We start from the raw sequence: 18,999 nt of genomic DNA, 5'->3' as shown, positions 1-18,999 counted from the left end.
GACTCGAAGGGATAGCAAATGAATAAGAATACACTAGCAATAATACCGAGTGTATTAGCACTGGCGATGGGTATGAGCTTACCTACCGTGCAGGCTGGCGTGAACACCGATGCAAGTATCGTCGGCTCAGAAAGCCAATGGTGGAATACATACAAAGTCACTCTAACAAACGATAGCTCAAAACCCGTCGAACTGCGTGACGCAAAAATTGTATTTGATTCGAACCTAACCATGTCAACACCCAATTGGTCAGCATCAGGTGTTAGCTACCCAAACATGACGTTCACCAGTAAATCCCAAGGAGATCTATTCAAAAACACGCTGGTTTTAGGCTTTGACGATGGTAGCTGGGTTAAGTCACAGCTTCTAGGGGGAAGCAGCATTGAACTGACTTTGGGCGTCGGAGGGGTATTGGATCTCTCTCTTCTTCAAAACACGATTCGCCTGATCGCCGATGACGATGGTGAAGTAGGTGAACCCGAGATTTCTCTTCAATTAGTCTCACCAGTTAACGGTGCCGAATTTGAAGAAGACCAATCAGTTACACTGCTAGCAAACGTAGAGGCAACGAACACCAATATAGAAGCCGTCACTTTTTTTGTTGATAACACTCAGGTTGCACGCGTAACACAATCCCCATATCAAGCCAACTGGACAGCGTTGGGTGTAGGCAGTCATGCTATCAAAGCCGTCGTAGAAGACACGTCTGGTTTAACGCAGCAGCAAGCGGTGAACATTTTGGTAAAAGAAAAACAAGTTGAGCCGCCAATTGTTCCTGAAGTACACGAGCTTAGCTTTGTAGCACCTACGCAAGGTCAAATACTCACACTAGATGAAGCAACGATGATTGAGGCTCGTGTTGAAGGAGAATTAATCACGAAACTTGAATTTTGGGCAAATAATCACAAGCTAAGCCAACAAAATATTACACCAACCCAAACCATGTACACACAGCCTTGGACACCAAACGAGGTTGGGAACACAACCCTTAGAGTGGTGGTTCTTGATCAAAACAATCAAATGGTTGAACAGCGTAGTATGGTCATTGCGGTAGAGGCAGGTCAGAGCTTCACCAAACCAGAGGTAAGTTTCTCTTCACCTTCTAACGCTTCAAAGTTTGACAAAAATGATTCGGTTTCGATTTCTGTTCAAGCAACGGATGCTGATGACGATCTGTCTCGCGTAACCGTTAAAGCAAACAACAAGCAAATCTGTGAATTTGATGCATCAGCCACAAGCCAATTCTCTTGTAATTGGACAGCGTCTGAAGTTGGCTCTGTAACTCTAGAAGCAATCGCGACCGATGCCAAAAATCTGACCTCCACTGCCAGTGTAAGAATTACCGTCGAAGAAGTAGAAACACCGACACCACCACCGAGTGAGCTATGCAGTGAGTTTAATGTTTATCCAAACTGGACTCGTGGTGACCACGCAACTGGTGGCGATATTATGGTTCACGATAATATCGCTTACTCAGCGAATTACTGGACACAAACGATTCCAGGTAGCGATGATTCATGGGGTTTGCATTTAAACTGTGATGGCACTGAGCCGGGCACAGCCCCAGCGTTATCACTGCGAAATCCAATGGACCCTGTTCGTCTAGAAGTAGCGGGGTGGCCTGCCACATTCGTTGTCGCAAGCCCTTCTACTCAAGCGCCAAGTACATTAACGATCGAGACTAGCAGCAGTGTGTCACTGTCCGACGTAGAACAACTAACACTTACCTTTGTTTCCTTGTTAAGACAGGCTGAAAATGCAGGTTCGACGTCTATTATTATTCAATCTGATGTTCTCGATCTGGCAACGCGAGATAAAGGGGCATCTTTTGGTACGATTGCAGTTAGACAGGCGTTAACAAACGCCATTGAAATTACTGGCAGCCGTATCGATGTGAATGCTATTCATGCATTGACTGACGATGTGAAGGGCTGGGCACTTGCTCACAATCTGATTTTCACCACCCTTGCCCCACAAGCGACATTTGGTTGGTCACTAAGCATTGGTGAATTTGCATACGATAAGCACTCGGGTCGTCAATCAGTATGGGATGAGGCTTCTGTTTTCACCGCTGATTTACTTGAAAGTTTTGAACTGTATAAGGCAAGTTCAGCCAACAAAGCTGATTTTGTTGTGTTCACCAAATCAAATACAACGGCTGCACTAAACAGCGAGCAATGGCATCACGCACTCGAGTACGTCAAGCAGGTGACAGATTACATTGAGACGCCAGCAATGCTCTCAGACATGCCGACAGAGCAGACGGTCAACTACTTTATGGGCAATACGCAAAGCGAACAGCAAATCCGTAAAGCTGCATACAGCAACGTGTTTGCATTAATGTATGATAAAGACTCTCAAGAACTTACCAACAAGATTAATCTATACCAAACTGCGAAAGTGCCACTGTACTACGTCGGTGAAGAGCTAGAAAAAGGTGCATTAACTCGTATTGAAGCGCTAAATGATGAACTGATCAGTGCTGAAAGTGTCATGAATAACGAAGTCTTCCTTTACGAAACACCACAATCTCAGTGGGTTCCGTCAACGGTATACAAATGGAACGATTTCCTAGACGGCCTCAATGCCATGCACAATATTGGTGTTGCTGGAAACAAATTTTGGTTGATGGACGATGGTGTTGACGATGACACAAACATCAAATATGCAAAAGTAGCGATTGCAGCTTTCCTTGCTCAAAGCATGCAAGAAACCATCCGTTACAACGCATGTGATGAGAACAACTGGTCTGAAATGAGATACGGTGCACCAACCGATTATCCGATGACCGCTAGCTGTGGTCAACTGGGTCAGAAATATGCGGATTATGGTGTAAACCCAATTTCTGGTTTAGATCACGCGTATTCTTGTCCTCGTAATGACAAGATGGAAGTCAGTGCACTCACCCATGCCAAATGGTACGGTGCACCTGCCCCTATCTTTGCCGCTCCAGATTCTGTGCTAGAAGAACGAGGTTTGCTCGTGAATGGTGCAGCTGGCCGATGGACGAATGAAGGTCACTGTAACGATGTACCTGAAAACGTAGACACATCCAAACAAGTTTGGGAACGCGACGATTGTAAGACCTATGTCGGCCAGAAAGCAGGTAAATTTATTTGGGATGGCAGTAGTCAAGAAAGCGTGGAAGGCTGCGGATGGTGGGGACGAGGCGTTATCCAAACAACAGGTCGTCAGAACTTCGGTACGCTTAACCACTATCTAGGTCGTTCACATGTTGATCCATCTACCATAGGTACAAGTGTTGATGGTGTAACCGTTGAAGCGCCACCAGAGAACCCTCTTTATGCCGAATTGGACTTTTGTTCGAATCCAGGTCTTATCTGTAGCTCTGAAGAGAATAAAGAGATCAAGTGGATAGCAGGTCTGTTTTACTGGGTAACATCAGTACAGGCCTATAACAATGATGGTGGTCCGTACGCAGATTGGAACTATTACAACGAACTTAAACAGTACGTGGAGGGTGGTCTTCAAGGCTCTCAATTTATTGATGATGTCTCAGGCATCGTTAATCGTGGTTGCCCTGATTTAAGCTGTTCGACTGGTGACGTTCACAATGTGGCAGAGCGTCGTGAGAACTTTAAGTTGGTACTACAAAAACTAGGTCTTAACCCTCGATAAATCACGCTGACCAAGCGTTAATAAAAACATGGTCGTTTAAGCAAGGCCTAGCCCTAACGCTAGGCCTTTCTCATTATGTTCGAGCATTTGCTGTTATCTCGTACCTTAACGATTGAGACCTTCAGTTAGGTTTGTCAACCCTAATCAGGCAAGGCTTCTTCCCACATAATGACTTGATGACGCGCTACCAATACCATAGTGGTTATCAACTTTTCGATTACATCCTGCCCCCCTTCAAGCTCTATTCTCTTTCACAAAAGTGCATTTTAAGTTCGCTATATTTTCGGTTCTGATTATTTTAATGATCTTCGTCATATTTAATCAGACAAAAACTGACAAACGAAGCTACAATATGGTTACATAACGAAAAGTAAATGCTCGTACGAACATTAAAAGTAGAGAAATTATGACCATCAATTATTTAAGTGACCAAAAAGAACAAGAAGTATTTGATATCATTGTTGTTGGAGGAGGCATTAATGGCGCAGGCATTGCTGCTGACGCTGCTGGACGTGGGTTAAAAGTGGGTCTTTATGAGGCTCAAGACTTCGCTGGCGCAACCTCCTCTGCTAGCTCGAAACTTATCCACGGTGGTTTAAGATATCTAGAACACTATGAATTTCGTCTAGTCAGTGAGTCCCTCGCAGAACGAGAAGTTTTACTGGCAAAGGCACCTCATATTGCTTTCCCTATGCGCTTTCGATTGCCTCATCGACCGTTTTTACGTCCTGCTTGGATGATACGAGCTGGTCTTTTCCTATACGATCATCTTGGCAAACGAACCTCTCTACCTAGCAGCAAAAAGATTGCGCTGGACAACAAAAATGTCATGAAATCAGAACTTAGTGTAGGGTTCGAGTATTCCGATTGCTGGGTTGATGATGCAAGACTTGTCATACTGAATGTCATTCAGGCTCGTGAGCTTGGTGCTGAAGTCAGTAACTATTGTCAAGTGACCAAAGCCACGCGCGAAAACGGTATCTGGCATATTGAGATCAACGATCAACGAACAGGAAAAAAACGAACAAGAAAAGCAAAAGTATTGGTCAATGCAACAGGCCCATGGGTTAAAGACTTCCTAACTGACACTACTCAGCTACCTTCACCGTATGGAATAAGACTCATTAAGGGTTCACATATTATCGTGCCAAAACTTCATGGTGAAAACCAAGCTTATATCATGCAAAATGAGGACCATCGAATAGTTTTTGTTATCCCTTATCTCGGACAATTTTCAATTATAGGGACAACCGACGTTGAGTATCATGGCGACCCACGACATGTGTCGATAAGTGATGAAGAAAAGAGGTACTTGCTTAAGGTAACGAACAGTCACTTCCGTAAGCAACTTACGATGGAAGATATCGTTTCTGACTATAGCGGTGTTCGACCACTTTGTGATGACGAGTCTGATTCTCCACAGGCAATTACTCGAGATTACACGCTGTCTTTGGACCATAGTAATGGCCAAGCTCCACTATTATCAATTTTCGGTGGGAAGCTGACTACCTATAGGAAACTTGCTGAAGCTGCTTTGCAACGTCTCTCTCCCTATCTAGATCTAAAACCAACTTGGACAAAAAGTGTTCCTTTACCCGGTGGTGAAAATTTTTCTTGGGATACTTTGGAAGCAAAGCTGGCCGAGCAAGTCCCCTTTGTCGACCAAGCAACACGTTTGCGTTGGATTCAAGCCTACGGTAGTCGAGTAGAAAACTTACTCAATGGCGTCAAAACAAAACAAGACTTAGGTATTATGTTCACATCGGACTTATATCAGATTGAAATTGACTATCTGGTTCAACAAGAATTTGCCGCTAATGCTGAAGACATTCTTACTCGTCGCAGTAAATTGCACTTGCTGTGTAAAGAGGACAGTTATGACATTATTGCCAACTATCTTGAAACCCAAGAGTGCTGTACAAACAAACAATGTGCGTAATGAGTACCATTAATATATGCTGCATTACACAAAGGCCTATTTTCGGCCTTTGTGTAATGATTATGTTTGAATAAAATGATTATAAAGCTAGATTTGCTGACGCTTAAATAAGTGGTTTTCTTTGTAATGAATAAACGCCTGATTCAATGCCAGCTCCTTAATCGGTTTAACGATGACATAGTCTGCACCAGCGTTTAAAAAGGCCCGCTTAGTATCTTGCATCCCATCAGCTGTACAGGCAAAGATTGGTGTTTCTAACTTCATCTCTTGACGGATAATTGCCGTCGTTTCTATACCGCCTAAGTTGGGTAATTGGTTATCCATCAAGATCAAATCGATATCACTCTGCTGCTTAAGTGTTTCGATCGCATTGTAGCCATCTTGAACCCATATAACTTTCATACCGTATTTTTCACAGAACGCCTTAGCGATAAATGCATTGGTATGGTTATCCTCAACCAATAAAACATTCAGCGCTCTATCAAATAAGCTCGCAGGGTCAATAAGGGTGTTAGTTTCAACTTGTTTTTGAGACTCAACCAATTCAATTGGAATCGATAAATGCAACCATGTTCCTTTGCCAATATGACTCTTTATTTCTATTTGCCCATTCAGCATTTCTACTAGGCTATGCACGATAGCGAGCCCGAGTCCACTTCCCCCATATTCTCTAGTTGTTGTAGACTCAGCTTGAACAAAAGGCTCAAAAATGTGCGTTATTCTCTCTTGTTCTATACCGATGCCAGTATCCTCGACAGTGATATTTAAGTAGCAACCGGTCAATTGCTTAAGGCACATGATCGATACAGCGACACTACCTTGATGAGTAAATTTGATTGAGTTACTCACCAAATTAAATAGTATTTGGTTTAGTCTAACTTGGTCACTATGCGCAAAAATTTCTTCACTGACGTTGGTTGTCACTTCAAACGCTATCCCTTTCTCTTCGCACAACGGAGTATAAATTTTCTCCACTGCACTCACCAGCTCAACCAGACGAAAATCAACAGATTGGATTTGAAACTTGCCCTGTTCAATTTTTGAAAAATCCAAAATATCGTTTAATACTGCCAACAGGTGTTCACCACTATTACACAAGACATCTAGATGTTCGACGTCTTGTGTGCCAGACAGTTTTCCTTTTAGCAGCTGAGATACTCCTAAAATACCATTTAAAGGTGTTCTTAATTCATGACTCATTTTCGCCAGAAAGTCAGACCTAGTTCTGGCGGTTTCTTCTGCTTCTTTCCTTGCTGCGAGACTCTGTACTTCGGCCTCAATAAAACTTGTCACATCTTGGCCTTGAGCTAAGACATGATTAACGCCTTTATCAACAAAAATAGGCGACAAATTCCAGCGATAGGTTTTATCCCTTATCGATATATTGATGCCTTTTAGAGCAGCCCCTTTGGCACATAAGCGGATATGAGGTCCAAGTTTTTCAATGAGTAGATGAAAATCTCCCTTATCGGTTTCATTATCAACCAAAAAACTTCTTTCAGCTGATGGATTGCTCCTCAATAACTGTCCTTGATCATCCCATAACGTCATGGGCGACAAAGAAAAATTGAACAAGTCAGCAAATTGTTTTTCTTGTTCATGGAAGCGCTGAAAAGAGAGTTCAAAAGAAGTGCCAATTTGGTCGAACTCCTCGATGTGCGAACCAGGAAAGCGGCTCATGCCCTTAGTTTCTACCGAACTCTCGGTATAATTCATGAGTTTTAGTAACTCTTTTGACACTCGATGGCCTAACCATATACGACCGTATATAGCGATCAAAAAAAGTAAGACAACGGCTATGGCGACCCACATGTAGTGACTGCGTACTAAAATGACGATTGGTTCATTATCTTGAATAGTGTAGATAGATAAAAAGGTTGGAACATCACTAATCGTCAGGTCGGTTCTAGAGACCATGTATTTACTTGCTGTAAAATCTAGCGCCGATTCTTCAAGCCAGTCGATATGGCTTAAATCAATATCTTTTGTACTCGATGCGACTACCTCAGAGCCCACGGCAAGCAGTACTTGATCAGCATTGCTTCCTCTTAGTACGGCGCTCATAAGAGAAAAGTTATTGTTTAACACAACTGCAATATGTAAGTAACCCAGAACTTCTCCTGAAGCCATATTGATAATCGGGACCCGTCTCACCATGAGGTAACGAGTACCAAGCAGAGAAGGCGTTTGAGACAAATGCCAACTACCTCCTGTCGTCATGTCCTGACTTATATGTGTTAACTGCTCCGTTGACAGTCCATAGAATTGATAGTTCGCATCATCCCAAACAATTTCTGATTGTTCGGTAATAAAGCGAAAATCAGGCGCAAGCTCTGGAGAACCCTGATCGATACCATTAAAGAATCTCGCTAACTGGTTGCTATCTGCTGCAATGAACGCATCGACAAGCGAACCATTACGACTGTAGCTATCTTGCTGAATTTCTAAAGCCTCTAATCTAAAATTCAGAATTTGTTGAACCAGACTCTGAGTCTGCAATTTCGAACGAGCGACCTCTTGCGAAACAACCTGTCTGTTTACTTGGTAGTTTTGCAACACCATCACCAAAGATAGCACGGCTATGGTGAGAAATATTGAACGAGTGAGTAATGTGGCAAGACGTTTTTTCGTCCTACGCCGAGCTAAAACTGACATCAGTTATCCGAATACCTAAAAGCACGCTGCTTCAATTTCTCAATTTTTAATGGGCTATCCGTTTTCAGTACCAACTCAAAATCTCCAGAATAAACATCTGGGACTTTTTTACCTTCAAGATCCCATTTAATTGCTTCTGCTAACGCAACACCTGTATCATCATTCATACGCATTGCAGTAACATCCAATTCACCTTTGCTTAGCGCTTCAAGCTCAGCACTGCCGCCCCCCCAACCATTGACAAGAACATCTTCGCGCTTTATATCTTTGAGTGCTTGCGCTGCACCAAGAGCCACATCGGTCGAGCAGGCATAGATAAACGAAATTTTGGGATCTTTTTCCACAGCTTTAATGGCAGCATTGTATCCAGACTCTCGCGTAGCGGTCGTATAGAAAGAAGATGACAGTTGATAGGAATCATGATGACTCATTTCTTCAATAAAGGTATCACCGCGAGCATCGCTTACATACCCCTCTGAGAAATACAGCACAGAATACCGACTTCCCCCAGGAACGACTTTTTTGTAATAACTTTCAAGCAGACGAGTGCCTTTGATATGGTCAAAACCAACATACATGAAAGGCTTTTGTTCCCCCCAAGCTCTCACTGGAGTCGTGATATTTTGTAGAACAAGTTTAGTGTCCGTCGAACTTAAAACGTTTTCTATAAACTTACGGTGACGGGTAGTATCTAAGGTAAAGATTAAGTAATCTGCTTTACTTTGTATCGCTTCTAGAAGAGACAGGCTTTGTTGTCTAACATCTAAATTGGGCCGAGTAAAAACCTGCTTAATCTCATAATTGACACCAAGCTCCTTGAGGCGTGACTCAAATGATTTAATATTTCTCACCCAATAGTCAGATACTTGCTGACCAGGATATACAACTGAGATAGATAAAGGTTTCGTTTGTTTGACTGAAATTGGTACCGCTTTACTTCGTACTGTTTCTATTAGATCTTTAGTTAGCTCTTTTTGCTCTGGATTGGCATCTAAGTACTCTTCATATTGCCAGTACCCACTTAACACTTGAGTCGTGTGCGCATAAGTTGCTGTCGGGACTGCTAAGGTTACTGATATTAGTGCTACCTTGAACATTTTTTGTCCTTTAAATAAAGATATTTATATTATCGCATATTCTACATAGTGCTTGCCCACCTTTCGAGCTGATTATCCAATGTTTGATGAGTTTTATTTCAGATAGAGCTTGCACTGAACCGACTCTTCGCATTACTGCGCTGGCAGATACAAGCTCTAAGCCAACATCATAGGACACGATGCAAACGACTTTATTAGAAGGTGAATGCCAAGTTTCCAGATAACCCATACTGGTTATCACCTGCATAGCTTGCGGCTAAATCAAAACTGACTAAATCTGCTGGGCTTATGCCAACACCAAATGTGACCGAGTTATCAAGTGTGTCCTCAAGGTCAATTTCATATCCTAGTCTTAACTGGGCCCATCCCATGGCATTACCTTCCACTCCAAAACGCCAAAATTGAGTATCATCTTTTTGGTCGGTAAACCTTGTTTGCTTGGTCAAATCAAAATCTGTTGTCGCGGTGAAATATTCCAGAGCATAGCTGCCAGATACGGTCAGCTGTGTGTTCAGTTTATAGGTACTGACGCCACCAACATTTTGTGTTTGAAGCTCTTGGGCAAATAGATCTTTTACTGCAAATCCCGCTCGAAATTGTTCGTACAGCCAAACTGCACCAAGATCGATATTAAATGCATTCTTTTTGGTTTCACTTTTGTCGTAATCACTGATGTCAAAATTTTCAACCGTAATAGCTTGTTTGTACGTTTTCATCGTTTGAAATTTAGGAGAAATACCTAAAGAGACATCCTGCCCCAACACATTGACACGTTTGGCAATTGCTACACCAAATTCACCATAACCAAAAGCAATCACATCAACACTTGAGTTTTCATAACGAGTTTGTGTATCCGCAGCGCTTGAGATATCGCTTTTCGCAATAATTTCGGCATAACCACGAGTAAATATATTGGTTGACAAAATATCTACTGGTAAAGCAACAGCAGCAACAATACCACCGTTGACCCCTAATGGCTTATCATCCGCAATTTGGTCGAGATAACTATTCAATTTTGCTTCCGCATTTGAGTCCGAAGGATTGGCTTCGAACGCTTTAATTTCATCTTGAAGCTTGTCTACGGTATCTAACGTTTCGTCGGTATCTCTTAGTCTTAAGCCGATACCCGGAAAAAGTACACCAAATTTATCTGAATCTCGATGGACTGCCACTAATGCTGGGTTATAAAAAGGCGCAAGGAGATAATCGGCTGATGTCACACCAGTATTTCCCATACCATTACCACGTCCATCTGGAACAACGGTGGCCGCATTCACCACTATCGCTATCCATGCTACAGACCAAACTATTACAGCTTTTATCAGTAATTTCATATCCATACCAACCTGAGTTTAATGTCATCTTAAAGGTTAATACAAAATGTAATTCTTCGCTGGTTAGTAAAGTGAAAACCTAGTAACTGATGTGGTTTCTGTGGCCTGAATTGAAAATTTTCAGGCAAATAGAAAAACTAGCGAGTCAGTGTATTCTATATACAGGGAGGACTTTCTTGGACTAGCTCAATGTTAACTAAGCCATCCAATTCCACGTCGCCTCGTATAAGAAGTTCCTTATGAACCTTGGGCAGTTTTTTAATACGATATTCATATTTGGAGGCAATCGAACGGCTTTTTCCAACAGCTTGGAACCATTCAAGTGTCAATGGTGTTTTGCCTTTTAAAGACTTCGCACCATTACCTTGGCAGTGCTGTGAATAACGGCGATTTACATCTGTTGTAATACCGCAATATAGTGTATTCAAACGTGTTCGAATCAAGTAGACATACCATTCCGAACACAGTTTTTTGTCAGATGATGGCATTTAGGACAAGATTTCTTCAACCTGATTGCGGAGTAGTTCAAACTGCTCTTTTAGCTCAGCAAGTTCAATTTCCAGAGCGTCAATCCTTGTTTGATCTGTCCCATGGCCAGCAGTCGAAGAAGGATTAGAAACCAGCATTGCTAGGTCAACTTCGCCACTAAACAAATGCATATAACGAGATTCACGCTTACCCGCTTCACGAGGCAATTTAACCACTAAAGCGCCATCATCACGTGATGCCATCGCCTCTAATACTGATTCGACCTGTTTCACATCAGCAAAATCAGCCAAACGATTGGTGCGTGTTCTCAGCTCACCTGGCGTTTGTGCTCCACGAAGTAGAAGGCAACAAACGATTCCTTTCTCTTGAGCCGTCAGCTTAAGGTCGCCAAACTCTGTATTGCAGAAACGATGCTGATACTTACTTGCTCGACTATTAAAACCACTCTCATCACTAACCAATCTACGTGCGATAAGCCCATCCACTGCTTGTTGGACATCGACCTCTGACAAAGTCATCACGGGTTCACGATTACTTTTCTGATTACATGCGCTAGTCAAACTATTCAAAGTAAGTGGGTAATAATCTGGTGTAGTCACTTCCTTTTCAATCAAACATCCAATGACACGTGCTTCTATATCGCTTAATTCAATATTCATTATCATTTCCTTAGTTAAGCTATCTAAGCTTAGTGCTCAGAAAGGTTCGATGGCTTTTTTATATTACCATACTCGTCAATCATAATGATTTTTCTACGATTTAATTCAACTTCTGTCAATTCTTGGCAATGGCGCTCTTTTCGATAAGCCTCAACAATTTTACTTGCCTGTTGAGATAATTCTGCCTTTTCTTGTTGTGGGACTACAATGTTAGACGCTCGCATAAAACTTAGCTTTTTATTTTTATTAATAACGAAATCATATCCTGACTGCTGCACAGGCTCAATCACTGGATTGACTTTTTGGTGATAAACTCATCATCATTAGAGAGTTATTGATCTTAAGCCTGTTCTCAGCATCAATGTTATGGTTTAATCAATGGCAGTTTAAGGTAAGTAAAAGCAGGAAAAACTAATGAGTGGAGTATTTGAAATCGTGGCTCAGGCTCGCAGAAAGAACAAGCTAAAGCGTGAGCTGCTAGACAATGAGAAAAAGGTTCGTGATAACCGTAAAAGGGTTGATCTTTTAGAAAATCTTATGGATTACATTAAGCCCGACATGACACCCGATGAAATTGTCACCATCATAAAGAACATGAAAGCCGATTACGAAGATCGTGTTGACGACCATATTATCAAAAGTGCTGAAATTTCGAAGGAAAGACGTGATATTAGTCGACGCATTCGTGAACTCACTGAAGAAGACAAACAAGTCATCCAAGGTAAGAAAAAATAATTCATCTCTTTATTTTGAACGCCCTCTAATTCAGACTTGATCTGACAGCTACCCACTTTTTCAACTCGGTGCCTGTCAGATTAACCCTAGGCTAGATGTTTTCTACCCCCTATTTAGTGTTGATAGTCATTTTGGGGTAATGGCATCATGGCTATGCACCTCATGCAATTAGGATCACAGGATAAACGATACGCAAATAGGCAGTGGCTTCTAGGCTAATTGGTTGGCTAGGTGTGGTTGTCATACGTGATCCTTCTTGTGTTACACTGCCTTTAGTTCACACCATTAGCCTAGAAAAGCCCACTTTCCTGTTTCAAAAGTACCCTACTTTTTAGATGTGGTTGGTTCGTTAGTTATAGAAAGACGTTTCTTAAGGTGTCTGTCCCATGAATTCTAATATCGATGAATAAACTTACTCCATCAACAGTTTTCGGGTTTAGGTAATAGAATTCTTATGATGATTTTTTGCTATTTCTCTAATATTCTAAGCAAGCAAAGCCTGCTGATTAGTTAACTCATCATACTTTCCTTTTATTTTTATTGGGAGTTTAGTCAGCTGATAGAATATGTCCAGACATATCCCGAATGCAGCTCCAGAAGGCGTCATTTTAAATATTTCGTTGCCCGTACCAACTACAAGTTCAATGGCTGCCCAACCCTTCTCTGCGTCTGTTTTTTCACCAGAAAAAATTAATTTCAACTTTTCCTTTGCATTTTTTATTATATTATATATTCCATTACCTATTGCCGTAACTGAGTGGCCGAGTATCCCGACACCTATATTTTTTGTTGTATCTAATATCATATCAAAGGTACCATCGATCTCTTGACGCACCGATTGTAAGAATACCCCCCATTGAACCATTTGGATAATGTCTGGGTTTTTATCATGATTTATATTTTTTTTGTAACAATAGTTACTTACTTTTCCCGTTTGTTCAGAAAATCCTATTCTTATATTTTTACTTCCTAAAAAATTTTTTTGGTTAATAAAGTCTTGATTAACATCAAGAATAGATTTATATTTCGGCATATTATTGATATTTATTTTTTTCTGAACAACAGTACTTCTAATTTCTCTAGTTTTCATCTCTTTTTTTTTCAATTGTACATACATAACTCAAACCTTCTTAAATAGGATTTTAATTATCGTCATAGGCTCCCTTCATTGCCTATAACACCCAGCAAGGCCCCGATAGACTTCACCTTGCCTATCTCATTAACATTCACCAGCCCAACAAGGCTTCAACCTCATATACAAGCGCACTGTTAAAGCCTTTCTGTAGACTGGCTGGTATATTCATTAACGCCTAGCAAAGCCGTACCAATTGCAGTGTTTACTGCCGATTCAATTTGGCGCTAGATTAGAAATTTAGCTAAATCGACTCGTGCTCAGTTATCCTGTGTTTTAATCCGCTTTACCTCCCTTGAGTACCTGTTTTATCTTGCTATGAGTTTACTTTAGGTCTGTTTTTGCATACTGACTTGGCGTAAATAACCAAGTAGTCGGTAAAGGGCAGGTTTTGAAAAGTTGGTGTTAAGAAATAGAAGCTTTAGGAGTCCAGTTATATGGGGATAATTACTAATAAAGCGAGCTAGTTCGCTCGCTTTGCACTTTGAAAAAATAAGTTGATGCTTCTGCCTGACTAGAAAAAGCACCTTAAAGACGGGTTATTTTTGGGCAATCTTAGTGATGAATTTATCCACCTCTTGGTAAAACTTAGACGGTTCATTTTGAACCCAATGATTGGCTCCTTCGAAAGAAACATTATTTAATGTAGAAATGAATTTTTCAGCACGTTCACAACCACTTAAACTCTGTGTACCCCAAAAGTAAACTTTAGGTATCGGCAAGCTTTCATAGATTTGTCCCCAACGAACAACACCCCGCGCATCTTGAGTGGCGTGCTGAGCATAAATTTCACTCGCGGTATTACCTAAAACGACGGGATCACAACGCCGAACAGACGATAAATACTTAATACCCGCCCCGTGGCCCCAAGACAGAGAAAAACATTGTGAAAAACCAGCACCTTTCACCCACTTAGAAAATTCATCAGAACTTAACTGAGAATATTGTTCAGCAATTATCTGAGACAAGATTATATTTTCTGCGTGGACGCCACCTTCAGCATTAATAAAACCCCGCACAATCCCTTTTGTATCGTGTTGGCAAACCAAGGTAGACGTATCGCCTCCCCAAGAGTGACCAAGGAGAAAGCAATCATCAATCTTTAATTGCTCAAGCGCTTTTAATATGCGCTTTGCTTGAGTTTCCGTTGAATGAGAAATAGCTGAAGCAGGAGAATAGCCGTAGCCACATAGATCAAACATGACTAGGTTGTAATTCGGCAGCCAGTCGATTGCATCCGCAAAACAGAGATGCGATTCACCCAAACCATGAATCAACACCAGCGTTTCTTGAGATTCTTTGCGCTCAGTAGCCAAACAATAAAGCTGGTCGCCCTCAATATCTAGCCATTTTTCTATTAACACACCACCCTCGCACTTCTAACCACTGAATAAGGGTTTATCATAACCAATTTAGCCCGAAACGAAAGATGGAATTGATGAAAAGCATTGTGACAGAAATTTAGAACACTCGCTAATTTATCCTTGGTTTCTAAACTAATTTTTTAAAGATAACTCCAATTGCTGATATGTAAATTCCGCATACCAGCCAATATAAGCAGGATAACCAAAAAGGCGCCTATCATCATGATAATAGGTTCTAACAATTCCAGTTTTATCATTCGGAATCCAGATACCACAATCCCATCCATGCATTCCTGCAACCATTTCTCTTTTATTTTCGATACCAATACAACACTTTGTATTCCGGTAAAAAACGCCTTCTGAATTCTGCCCTTCTGCGATATAAATGCCAGCGGAAACCCCTTCAACCCAAGATGTTGGGTACAAGCCTTTTATACCAAGAGCTCCACCAGTCCTTACTCTTGTTAAATCAGTCGTAAGCACTATGTACTCATCTTGATTAGTCGAATCTAACTGTTGCATATTAACACAGCCAAACAGAGTGAAAGAGAAAAGGAATATTACAAAAATTTTTGCTTTCATTTTTTAGAACACTAGAAATTTAGAGGCGCTAGATTATATGTATAGATTTAAACGGTAACAACCAATTATCATTGTAATATACCCATATTAACCAATTAATGCTTTAAGCCTCACTGGCGATAATATGCGATTGACCAAAAATTGAATTTCTCTCCTTTAGACACACACCAGTCCGCAAAAGGCTCATCTATACCTAACTCTGAGTATTCCATCCAGCAGCTCAAGAGGTTATTGTAATATTCCAGCTCTCCACGCATCTTTAATCTTACGTGCTTTGTGGTAAGCCTATCGATCAGAGACGCCACTAACTGCAAAGAGTTAGTGGCGTCTCTGATATCGCCCAAGAAAAGAGATTCAGATAAATGATGAGTCTGATAGTCCACATCATTTAAATGAGCCTGAGCAATTCGACTGATGCAAATCTCATCTGTGGGATCAATCTCAAGTGCTCTTTCGTAAGAGGATAAATCACCACCAATATAACCTAACCATTTGTGAGGTATAGGATTACTAGGCTCATCTAACGTCCACTGTTCTAGAACACTCTTGAGGAACTCCACCAATGGATGAGCCAAGAGCTGATGTATCTCGCTGTTCCAGACCCCGAGCGATGACAGCTCTTCTGCAATCTCTCTTTGTACTTTAAGTGATTTACTTTTGGAGACTGTTACAAACTCTTTTATTGACGAGACAGCTAGCTTTTTAAGCCCTTTTTCCTTTTGGAGGCAGTACTTTCCGAAAAGCTCATAGCCTTCAACTGCAGAGTATTTTTCTCCTACAGACTTCAAACCTTCAAAATTATCTTTATTCCAGTAATCCATATTAGAGATATAACGCTTTGCTGACCGGCAATTGAAAGTTGGCTAAACTTGCACGACACCAACTCTTAATTGCCTTGTGAGTTTACGAACAAACTTGAGCAACTTGTTATGTGGGACATACATCATTACCTTGTTCATTTACCTTATGTATAAGGCTATTAATCTAAACGATAACACAATAAGTTAGCAACCATTAAAACGTATTAGAGTATAAGGCCTAACGCGCTCAACATAGATTAGAGTAAGCACCTTGAAACCTTAATATAGTGTGGGGTATCAATAGCTCCAAAAATGAACTATTGCCGCTATAGTCTTTTGTTAGTTGCCCATCTCAAAGGCTAGTGCTAACATTTGTACACACAGCAATAAAGGAATACATCATGGACACTAGAATTCAATTTCGTGTTGATGAGGAAACGAAACGGCTAGCTCAACAAATGGCTGAGAGCCAAGGGCGCACACTGAGTGATGCTTGTCGTGAACTTACTGAACAACTCGCTGAACAACAAAGAAAAACATTATCTCATGATGCATGGCTAACAGAACAAGTAAACCTAGCATTTGAGAAGTTTGACTCAGGCGAATCCATTTTCGTTGAGCACCAAACGGCTAAATCTCAAATGGAAGAACGCAAAGCCAGAATCCGTAATCGAGATAAGTAATGATTTTATGGGAAGAAGAGTCACTTAATGATCGCGAAAAAATCTTTGAATTTCTCTATGACTTTAACCCTGATGCGGCAGAAAAAACTGACAACCTCATTGAAGTAAAAGTAGAAAACTTGCTAAAGCAACCTCTTATGGGTGTACAGCGAGACGGTATTCGTGGGCGATTACTTATCATTCCTGAGATTTCGATGATCGTTTCCTATTGGATAGAAGGCGACATTATCCGAATTATGCGTGTGCTCCATCAGAAACAAAAATTTCCTACGGATTAATCGCTTCCTGTGGGAACCTAACGGACAGGCATATAGCGGCATAATAGCAAAGCGCGGCTACGTTAATTTTGTATCCTTGCAGATGCAAAATCACTTCACCTTAAGTTCCATTACTACCCCATATTGCTCATCTTCTTCGGTGACAACAAACTCAAAGCGAGAATAGAATCTTCTCATGGCATGGCCTTGATATTTTACGTCCACCATAATGTGCGCAATATAAAACTCGTCTGGCAAGCCTTCCTCTAGCTCTTGATAATATTGCAAAAATCCCACAACTTCATCGCCTCAATAAATCGCTCGATTGACCTATTGGGGGATAAAAATGAGACTCGGCGATTGATTCAGAGTTAAGGGTGACATAATCTTCCTGCTCTTTGGTAATTACCAAATAAATGACTTCTAGCCAATTATCCTTTGTAACTTCTATTAAGCGGATATCCACAAATTTCCTGAAAGAACATAATGCTGAACAATACAGATGCTACCGCAAACTACCTTAAGTTACCAAACCCAATGCATAGCAAAAATGCCAAGCGTTGCTAATCACTCTTAAACAGATTGTATGGAAAATTATCTTCGTTTCTTAATGTTTCCTAGGTGTTTGCTAATTATTTCACTCGTCAAACCATTTTCAGCCATGTAATTTGACTCGTCGATCTCCAGATTTTCAATATCGCTGATCATAGCGTACACCGAATCAATTAGGGACGAGGGTAAGTATTCTCTATCAAACTCGATTTCATATCTCAGATAATTCCATGCTTTTTCTTTATCAACATCAAGCGCTGCCAAGAATGAGCTATCCGGAGACGTACGATCATGCCTCAAGGCGTTGTCCCAGTACATATTAAACTTCTTCAATGTATATATTGAATCAAGAACTTTATTCCAGCATATAATTTCTCTTTCAAGGCGTTTTTCTTTTATAAACTGCTTGAGAGACACTTGATAGGTAATATAAGAAACAGCTGCAGGTAGGATTAAACTGATAAAAATGTCCTTGAACATACAATACTCCATTTGTATAACGTCCAATTAACGGGTGAACAACACACTCCCCAAACCTATAGCATTGTGCCATAAACACAAAATTTGAAGTAGAAGCAAAAATGCCAAGCGCTGTGAATCCCTCTTAAATTGCTTGTTATATTTTTTTGCTTTGAAGTGATAACTGTTGCTGTGGTACATATACAATCCGATCTAATTTGGGATCGTAGCCCGCACAATTTCGCACACCACAATACAAAAACACCAACTCATTCTCATAGTTCCCAGCTTTGAAGGTTGTTTCGGGTTCATTTTGTATTGACTGAATTATTAAGTTTGCTCTTTTGACCCCTTCATTCTCGTGTATAAGAAGTAGAGCTACGAACCCTAGTGTCGCCATGAAAAGACCAACTGCGGCATTTAAGTGCAGTTGATAACGAACTTCTAGTTTCGTTGGTTTCTTTGTGGGGATTCTACACAGCTTCTTAAACCTAACTATTTTCCGTGCAGTTTTATACCCCTTGCGTACGTTGTAGCTAATTGAAACTCGCCATGTAGTATAAATTGTAGTGGTTTAATGATCCCGGACACCAAATTAGGTGGTAAAGTTTCCACCGTAAAAT

Annotated in this window: 17 protein-coding genes; 5 read left to right on the top strand and 12 right to left on the bottom strand. The window is 40.9% G+C overall.

From position 1 onward, the window contains the following. Positions 1-18 precede the first annotated feature (18 nt). Positions 19-3,639 (top strand): Ig-like domain-containing protein, encoded by a 3,621-nt coding sequence (locus QQK21_RS15455; protein WP_284193084.1) that lies wholly within the window; start codon positions 19-21, stop codon positions 3,637-3,639. A 406-nt stretch (positions 3,640-4,045) separates the two neighbouring features. Further along, entirely contained in the window at positions 4,046-5,578 is a 1,533-nt protein-coding gene (gene glpD, locus QQK21_RS15450; protein ID WP_284193083.1) for a glycerol-3-phosphate dehydrogenase, read from the top strand. Positions 5,579-5,665: 87 nt separating this feature from the next. On the opposite strand, the gene luxQ is transcribed toward glpD, so the two are convergent. The 6 genes from luxQ to QQK21_RS15420 form a co-directional block, all read right to left on the bottom strand. Next, on the bottom strand, positions 5,666-8,233 hold the full coding sequence (luxQ, locus tag QQK21_RS15445) for a quorum-sensing autoinducer 2 sensor kinase/phosphatase LuxQ (RefSeq protein ID WP_284193082.1): 2,568 nt from the start codon (positions 8,231-8,233) through the stop codon (positions 5,666-5,668). Then, positions 8,233-9,330 (bottom strand): substrate-binding domain-containing protein, encoded by a 1,098-nt coding sequence (locus tag QQK21_RS15440; protein WP_284193081.1) that lies wholly within the window; start codon positions 9,328-9,330, stop codon positions 8,233-8,235. The genes luxQ and QQK21_RS15440 overlap by 1 nt, the downstream gene beginning before the upstream one ends. A gap of 194 nt (positions 9,331-9,524) precedes the next feature. After that, positions 9,525-10,664 carry a conjugal transfer protein TraF gene (locus tag QQK21_RS15435; protein ID WP_284193080.1) on the bottom strand — a complete coding sequence of 380 codons (1,140 nt, stop codon included), beginning with the start codon at positions 10,662-10,664 and terminating at the stop codon, positions 9,525-9,527. 155 nt (positions 10,665-10,819) lie between these two features. Then, a complete protein-coding gene (locus tag QQK21_RS15430; RefSeq protein ID WP_284193079.1) occupies positions 10,820-11,152 on the bottom strand; it encodes a GIY-YIG nuclease family protein in 333 nt (110 codons plus the stop codon). Next, positions 11,153-11,812 carry a YceH family protein gene (locus QQK21_RS15425; RefSeq protein WP_284193078.1) on the bottom strand — a complete coding sequence of 220 codons (660 nt, stop codon included), beginning with the start codon at positions 11,810-11,812 and terminating at the stop codon, positions 11,153-11,155. 29 nt (positions 11,813-11,841) lie between these two features. After that, positions 11,842-12,036, bottom strand: a complete 195-nt coding sequence (locus tag QQK21_RS15420) for a hypothetical protein (RefSeq protein ID WP_284193119.1) — start codon at positions 12,034-12,036, stop codon at positions 11,842-11,844. Positions 12,037-12,226: 190 nt separating this feature from the next. On the opposite strand from QQK21_RS15420, the gene QQK21_RS15415 reads away from it, so the two are divergent. Beyond that, positions 12,227-12,547 carry a DUF496 family protein gene (locus QQK21_RS15415; RefSeq protein ID WP_284193077.1) on the top strand — a complete coding sequence of 107 codons (321 nt, stop codon included), beginning with the start codon at positions 12,227-12,229 and terminating at the stop codon, positions 12,545-12,547. Positions 12,548-13,031: 484 nt separating this feature from the next. Here the strand turns inward: QQK21_RS15415 and QQK21_RS15410 are convergent, their stop codons facing one another. The 4 genes from QQK21_RS15410 to QQK21_RS15395 form a co-directional block, all read right to left on the bottom strand. Then, the gene (locus tag QQK21_RS15410) at positions 13,032-13,664 is read right to left on the bottom strand and encodes a hypothetical protein (RefSeq protein WP_284193076.1); all 633 of its coding nucleotides are present in this window, start codon (positions 13,662-13,664) and stop codon (positions 13,032-13,034) included. A 554-nt stretch (positions 13,665-14,218) separates the two neighbouring features. Then, the gene (locus tag QQK21_RS15405; RefSeq protein ID WP_284193075.1) at positions 14,219-15,043 is read right to left on the bottom strand and encodes an alpha/beta fold hydrolase; all 825 of its coding nucleotides are present in this window, start codon (positions 15,041-15,043) and stop codon (positions 14,219-14,221) included. Positions 15,044-15,175: 132 nt separating this feature from the next. Further along, positions 15,176-15,625: a hypothetical protein gene (locus QQK21_RS15400; protein WP_284193074.1), complete on the bottom strand. Its 450-nt coding sequence runs from the start codon at positions 15,623-15,625 to the stop codon at positions 15,176-15,178. 110 nt (positions 15,626-15,735) lie between these two features. Continuing rightward, the gene (locus QQK21_RS15395) at positions 15,736-16,446 is read right to left on the bottom strand and encodes a hypothetical protein (RefSeq protein ID WP_284193073.1); all 711 of its coding nucleotides are present in this window, start codon (positions 16,444-16,446) and stop codon (positions 15,736-15,738) included. Positions 16,447-16,826: 380 nt separating this feature from the next. Between QQK21_RS15395 and QQK21_RS15390 the strand changes: the two genes are divergently transcribed. Further along, entirely contained in the window at positions 16,827-17,108 is a 282-nt protein-coding gene (locus QQK21_RS15390; RefSeq protein WP_284193072.1) for a type II toxin-antitoxin system TacA family antitoxin, read from the top strand. Further along, positions 17,108-17,386 (top strand): type II toxin-antitoxin system RelE/ParE family toxin, encoded by a 279-nt coding sequence (locus QQK21_RS15385; protein ID WP_284193071.1) that lies wholly within the window; start codon positions 17,108-17,110, stop codon positions 17,384-17,386. The genes QQK21_RS15390 and QQK21_RS15385 overlap by 1 nt, the downstream gene beginning before the upstream one ends. A 90-nt stretch (positions 17,387-17,476) precedes the next feature. On the opposite strand, the gene QQK21_RS15380 is transcribed toward QQK21_RS15385, so the two are convergent. Beyond that, entirely contained in the window at positions 17,477-17,662 is a 186-nt protein-coding gene (locus tag QQK21_RS15380) for a hypothetical protein (protein WP_284193070.1), read from the bottom strand. A 297-nt stretch (positions 17,663-17,959) separates the two neighbouring features. Continuing rightward, complete coding sequence (locus QQK21_RS15370) at positions 17,960-18,397, bottom strand: hypothetical protein (RefSeq protein ID WP_284193069.1); 438 nt, start codon at positions 18,395-18,397, stop codon at positions 17,960-17,962. Positions 18,398-18,999 lie beyond the last annotated feature (602 nt).

Source organism: Vibrio zhanjiangensis (genome assembly GCF_030161235.1).
GTDB classification, from domain to species: domain Bacteria; phylum Pseudomonadota; class Gammaproteobacteria; order Enterobacterales; family Vibrionaceae; genus Vibrio; species Vibrio zhanjiangensis.
The sequence above is the reverse complement of the archived record's forward strand: the minus strand, read 5'-3'. Positions and strand labels throughout refer to the sequence as shown.

What these genes read in the sequence shown, in the direction of transcription:
- QQK21_RS15400 (WP_284193074.1), bottom strand. Translation starts at nt 15,625, where the DNA reads ATGAAAGCAAAAATTTTTGTAATATTCCTTTTCTCTTTCACTCTGTTT.
- QQK21_RS15390 (WP_284193072.1), top strand. Translation starts at nt 16,827, where the DNA reads ATGGACACTAGAATTCAATTTCGTGTTGATGAGGAAACGAAACGGCTA.
- QQK21_RS15370 (WP_284193069.1), bottom strand. Translation starts at nt 18,397, where the DNA reads ATGTTCAAGGACATTTTTATCAGTTTAATCCTACCTGCAGCTGTTTCT.
- QQK21_RS15395 (WP_284193073.1), bottom strand. Translation starts at nt 16,446, where the DNA reads ATGGATTACTGGAATAAAGATAATTTTGAAGGTTTGAAGTCTGTAGGA.
- glpD (WP_284193083.1), top strand. Translation starts at nt 4,046, where the DNA reads ATGACCATCAATTATTTAAGTGACCAAAAAGAACAAGAAGTATTTGAT.
- QQK21_RS15410 (WP_284193076.1), bottom strand. Translation starts at nt 13,664, where the DNA reads ATGTATGTACAATTGAAAAAAAAAGAGATGAAAACTAGAGAAATTAGA.
- QQK21_RS15425 (WP_284193078.1), bottom strand. Translation starts at nt 11,812, where the DNA reads ATGAATATTGAATTAAGCGATATAGAAGCACGTGTCATTGGATGTTTG.
- QQK21_RS15455 (WP_284193084.1), top strand. Translation starts at nt 19, where the DNA reads ATGAATAAGAATACACTAGCAATAATACCGAGTGTATTAGCACTGGCG.
- QQK21_RS15420 (WP_284193119.1), bottom strand. Translation starts at nt 12,036, where the DNA reads ATGCGAGCGTCTAACATTGTAGTCCCACAACAAGAAAAGGCAGAATTA.
- luxQ (WP_284193082.1), bottom strand. Translation starts at nt 8,233, where the DNA reads ATGTCAGTTTTAGCTCGGCGTAGGACGAAAAAACGTCTTGCCACATTA.
- QQK21_RS15385 (WP_284193071.1), top strand. Translation starts at nt 17,108, where the DNA reads ATGATTTTATGGGAAGAAGAGTCACTTAATGATCGCGAAAAAATCTTT.
- QQK21_RS15430 (WP_284193079.1), bottom strand. Translation starts at nt 11,152, where the DNA reads ATGCCATCATCTGACAAAAAACTGTGTTCGGAATGGTATGTCTACTTG.
- QQK21_RS15415 (WP_284193077.1), top strand. Translation starts at nt 12,227, where the DNA reads ATGAGTGGAGTATTTGAAATCGTGGCTCAGGCTCGCAGAAAGAACAAG.
- QQK21_RS15440 (WP_284193081.1), bottom strand. Translation starts at nt 9,330, where the DNA reads ATGTTCAAGGTAGCACTAATATCAGTAACCTTAGCAGTCCCGACAGCA.
- QQK21_RS15435 (WP_284193080.1), bottom strand. Translation starts at nt 10,664, where the DNA reads ATGAAATTACTGATAAAAGCTGTAATAGTTTGGTCTGTAGCATGGATA.